The organism is Plesiomonas sp., from assembly GCF_051650925.1.
Lineage (GTDB): Bacteria > Pseudomonadota > Gammaproteobacteria > Enterobacterales > CAMTGL01 > Plesiomonas.
This window is the reverse complement of record NZ_JBOFRH010000523.1, coordinates 1-2,273: the sequence shown is the minus strand read 5'-3', so window position 1 is coordinate 2,273 and position 2,273 is coordinate 1. Positions and strand designations below refer to the sequence as shown.

The following is a 2,273-nucleotide window of genomic DNA, read 5'->3' as shown; positions in this document are numbered from 1 at the left end:
AAAATACGTGGGTGGGATAAACAGCCAAAGCACAAGCTGAACGAAAAGAGTAAAAGAAAAGGCATCTTTACAGATGCCTTTTTTATTTCAACGAAATTGAAAGTCATGGAATGACTATTTACGCGGTTCGTATTAACACGATTGTTATCAAGGTGATTGATATCAAATCAACGTGTTATCCATTAATTAAACGTGCTATCTATTAATCAATAGCTACATACAAAGGTCCAGCTAGTGTCACTGCCCGGAACCGAGTTTGTCCACCAGTTGGCTTTATACACCTTGTTCAGGTTCGCCATTTGGTCACCACCGGTTGCAAAACCATTTTGTGTCCAGTTTGGATACACTTTGACTTTGCTGGCATCAATATTTTTGCTGGTACAGCTATCAGATACCGCACCGCCCGTTCCTCCAGTGCTGCCACCACCGGTCGCACCACCTGTGCTGCTCAAGTCAGCTAACGGCAGGCTAGGGTATTCACCACTAAAGGCATACTCAGTACCGCTAATTTTTACCGTATAGTTAGCAGGGCCTGAAATTGGCAGGTAGTAGACCAGATCTAGATCATAAGTCTCACCTTTGGCCAGTGTTTTCCAGTTTGGCAAGGTAAATGCCACACGATGGAAATTACCTTTCAGACCGCCGATGTTATTACCCGTGTGGCCCGTTTGAATCACTTTCAGCCCTGCACCTGATTGGTCAGCGGCGTTAGCCGGTGCTGAAGTTGGGATATCAAACTGGAACTCTGTACCGCCTGGAATATCGCTACCGGTGTTGTTTTTAAAGTGAACTTTCGGGTTGATTGGGTAGTTTTGATCACCCACTTTAAAGCCATCAATGGTGACGGCGATATCTACCGCTTTTGCTGGCATCGCACGATCAGCAAGTTTATTGCCATAGGCTGGGGCATTTTTCAGTGTATCGTACAGTGCATTGGTCATGGTATTACCGATGTAATACTCACCCCCGTTACGGTTCGGATACCATGCATAGTCACCGGCCATCTCCCAGATCATTACCCCACCTAAACCTTGGTTGGCCACATAGCCCGCTTTGGTTTTGATTGATTGCTCATCTTCGGTAGAGATAAAGACTTTCTTATCGGCGTTCCACAACCACGGCGCAACCGCTACGCTGTCATAGTAACGCACATATTTACCGGTCAGCTTGTCTTGCGGATCATTGGCTGGATCTAAACCGTATGATTGGATATAGCTTGGCAATATCCCTTTCTCAAGGTTCATGGCATGCCACATTGGGTTGCCGCCACCGGCCATCTCTTTGCCTTTAACATCCACATCAAACCAGACGTTATCGATACCCACAGCACCGTTACCGCACTGATTTTTCGGATCGCCGCCAGTCCCTGATGGGCACTGAGATTGGTTTGGCAGGGCAGCACTACCCCACAAACCGTTATCACCGCCGGTTACGTTTTGCCATCCACGGGTATAGTAAGGCACACCGATGTTAATACGGCCAGCTGGCATTGAGCCGCGGAAGTAGTGTGCTGCCCAGTCAGTATTCAGATAGCCTAAGCCACCGTATTGTGCTGTGCCATACATGTTCCATGCGGCCAGTTCACCATCTTTACCGGTATCATACAGCGCGGCATTGTGGCCAACGTAGTTGTTCCATGAGCCATGCAAGTCATAAGACATCACGTTGATGTAATCGAGATATTGAGTAACCTGATAGGTCTCCATACCCCGTAGCATATAGCCCGATGATGGCGCGGCAACGGTCAGCATGTAGTGCTTTTTATCAGCAGCACCGGCTTTATCAAGCTCTTCGCGCAGGGTTTTCATCAAGACAGAATAAGACTTCATCAGGTATGGGCGCAGTTTATCAGAGACGGCAAAGTCATCTGGATTACCGGCACCTGTCATGGATGTGGCATATTCGTAATCGATATCAACGCCGTTAAAACCGTATTTACGGATAAAATCGACCGCTGATTTAGCAAAGGTCTGAATTGCGGCGGTATTGGTGCTGCCATCAGGGTTGGTGGTCATGGTGTAGAAACCACCGGAGGCAACACGTTTGCCGTTGTCATCAAAATAGCCACCGGTTTCTGCCCAGCCACCGATAGAGATCAGTGTTTTGACATTCGGATACTGCTTTTTGAATTTATTCAGCAGGTTGAAGTGGCCTTTGTAAGGCAGGCTCGGATCCATATCTGCCCCCGCCACGCCCGGCCATTGCAGACCGGTTGCAGCGTTGGCCGGATCAGCTTCATTGCCCACTGATACTTTAAAGTCTGGACCGATATG

The 2,273-nt window shown here is 48.0% G+C and carries 1 protein-coding gene; it reads right to left on the bottom strand.

What is annotated here, in order from left to right; genetic code table 11:
- Positions 1-206 precede the first annotated feature (206 nt).
- Positions 207-2,273, bottom strand: a 2,067-nt coding sequence (locus ACRC27_RS12465; RefSeq protein WP_438640017.1) for a chitinase C-terminal domain-containing protein, incomplete at its 5' end; no start/stop codon positions are given.